General features: G+C 76.6%; 3 protein-coding genes. 2 read left to right on the top strand and 1 reads right to left on the bottom strand.

From position 1 onward, the window contains the following. Positions 1-1,549: glycosyltransferase family 39 protein (locus ABEB16_RS18320; protein WP_425560247.1), on the bottom strand; the 1,549-nt coding region annotated here is incomplete at its 3' end. Positions 1,550-1,757: 208 nt separating this feature from the next. Here ABEB16_RS18320 and ABEB16_RS18315 point away from each other — a divergent pair. Together ABEB16_RS18315 and ABEB16_RS18310 are read left to right on the top strand one after the other, a co-directional pair. Beyond that, a complete protein-coding gene (locus ABEB16_RS18315; RefSeq protein WP_345713649.1) occupies positions 1,758-2,093 on the top strand; it encodes a hypothetical protein in 336 nt (111 codons plus the stop codon). Positions 2,094-2,181: 88 nt separating this feature from the next. Further along, positions 2,182-2,606, top strand: a 425-nt coding sequence (locus ABEB16_RS18310) for a glycosyltransferase (RefSeq protein WP_345713651.1), incomplete at its 3' end; no start/stop codon positions are given.

Below are 2,606 nucleotides of genomic sequence, written 5' to 3'. Positions count from 1 at the left end.
GGCCACCGCCCGCGCCACCACCCCCCGGCCCACCGCCCGCCTGACCGGCGACCGAGGGGCCGGCGGTGACGATGGACCCGGTGTGCGCGGTGCCGACGGTGTCCACCGTGTACGCCACCGGCCCGGCCAGGGACGCGGCGACCGCCAGCGCCGCCACGCCCTTCGCCAGCGACGGGCGCACCGCCGCGACGAGGAACCCGGACGCCGCCAGCACGCCGGCGACGAGCACCACCCACGACAGCCACGGCAGGAAGTCGCCGCTGCGCGAGAGCAGGACGAAGGACCACACCGCCGTGGCGGCCGTGGCGACCGCCAGCCCGGCGCGGGCCGCCGGGCGGGTGCGCGCCCGCCAGCAGACGGCCGCGCCCGCCGCCACGAGCCCACCGACGGCCGGGGCGAGGGCGACGGTGTAGTACGCGTGGAAGATGCCCGCCATCAGGCTGAACGTGACGCCGGTGACGAGCAGCCACGTGGTCCACAGCACCACCTGGGCGCGCTGCCCGTCCAGGCGCGGGCGGCGGCGCAGCAGCACGAGCGCCACCACGGCCAGCACGAGCGCGCCGGGCACCAGCCAGGTGATCTGACCGCCGAACTCCGCGGTGAACAGCCGCCCGATGCCCGTCTCGCCCCAGCCGTTGCCGCCGCCGACGCTGCCGGTCTCCTCGCCGGTGAGCCGGCCGAGCCCGTTGTAGCCGAGGGTCAGCGACAGGAAGCTGTCGTCGGTGGAACCGCCGATGTAGGGGCGGGACGCCTCCGGCCACAGCTCCACGGCCGCGACCCACCAGCCGGCGGCGACGAGCACCGCGGCCCCGGCGGCCAGCAGCTGCAGCAGTCGGGCGCCCAGCGCGCGCGGCCCGGCCAGCAGGTACGCCAGCGACAGCGCCGGGACGACGAGGAACACCTGCAGCTGCTTGGTGAGGAAACCCAACCCGACGAGGGTGCCGGTGAGCACCATCCACCGGGTGCGGCCGTCCTCCACCGCGCGGACCGTGGCCCAGGCGGCGCAGGTCATGAGCAGCACGAGCAGCGCGTCGGGGTTGTTGAACCGGAACATCAGCGCCGCCACCGGCGTCAGCGCCAGCACCGCCCCGGCGAGCAGCCCGGCACCGGCGGAGAAGTGGCGGCGCACCGTCGCGCGCAGCACCGCCACCGTCGCCACGCCCATGAGGGCCTGCGGGACGAGGATCGACCACGACGACAACCCGAACAGCCGCACCGACAGCGCCATCACCCACAGCGAGGCCGGGGGCTTGTCGACGGTGATGGAGTTGCCCGCGTCGGAGGACCCGAAGAAGAACGCCTCCCAGCTCACCGACCCGGCCTGCACGGCCGCGGAGTAGAAGGAGTTCGCCCAGCCGGAGGCACCGAGGTCCCACAGGTAGAGGACGCCGGTGGTGACGAGCAGGGCCGCCAGCGCCGGTCGCTCCCACCGGGGGGCGCCGGGCCGCGCGGGGGCCACCCGCCGCCAGAGCTCTGCGGGGCTGCGCCGCAGCGGCGGCGCCGGCACGACGACCGGGCGGTGCAGGGCCTCCGGCGCGGTGTGGTCCATCGTCATGCCGACACCGTCGACGGCGGGCATCGGCGCGGGCTGGGTCCCGCCCGTGCGGTGGCTGTGAGGGCCCGCCGGCCCCGGGCGCACGGGCCGCGACGCACAGCAGGCGAACAGGGGACGCACATCGGCGCCGCAGGGCGCTGGCCGAACCTCGTGAGCAGCAGGGACCGACCACCCCGAGCACGACCACCCCACAGGAGTTCCCATGACCGTGACGGACACCCAGCACCGGCAGCCGACCGACCACGAGGTCCTGCAGGACACCGGGCAGCCGGGCGCCGCTGCCCGGGGCGCGACGGCCACCCGACCGGTGCGCCGGCCGAACCCGGTGACCGCGCTCGTCGCCGCCGGCGCGCTCGCCCTGGGGCTCGTCGGCGGCGTCGGCCTGGGGCGGGCCACCGCACCGGAGGCCGTCGCGGGGTTGAGCACCGCGCAGACCGTCCCCGGCGGGGTGGGCGGCGGGTTCGGCGTGCCGGGCACCACCGGCGGGACCACCGGCGGGACCACCGGCGGGACCACCGGCGGGATCACCATGACCTGACGAGCGCGCCACCTCCGCGATCCACAACCGGTCCACAGCCGGGACCGATCGCGGGACAAGGCCGGCGGCCGAACCTGCGGGCATGACGATGCTCCTCGGACCCAGCACCCGCACCCGCAGCCCCCTGTCCCGCGCCGCGGACCGGACCGCGCGCCGGCCGGTGTCCGCCCCGCCCGGCGAACCCGTCCTCGACGTCGTCGTGCCGGTGTTCGACGAGGAGCGGGACCTCGCCCCGAGCGTCCGGCGGCTGCACGCCCACCTGGCCCGGGCGCTGCCGCTGCCGTTCTGCATCACCATCACGGACAACGCCAGCACCGACCGCACGTGGGAGATCGCCCGGCAGCTGCAGGAGGAGTTCCCCGAGGTGCGGGCGCTGCACCTGGAGGCCAAGGGCCGCGGCTGGGCGCTGGCGTCGGCGTGGCGGTCGTCGCGCTCCCCGGTGCTGGCGTACACGGACGTGGACCTGTCCACGGACCTGGCCGCGCTGCTGCCGCTGATCGCCCCGCTGCTGTC

Origin of the sequence: Kineococcus glutinatus, from assembly GCF_039542765.1 — a bacterium.
GTDB classification, from domain to species: domain Bacteria; phylum Actinomycetota; class Actinomycetes; order Actinomycetales; family Kineococcaceae; genus Kineococcus_A; species Kineococcus_A glutinatus.
This window is presented reverse-complemented; position numbering and strand designations above follow the sequence as displayed.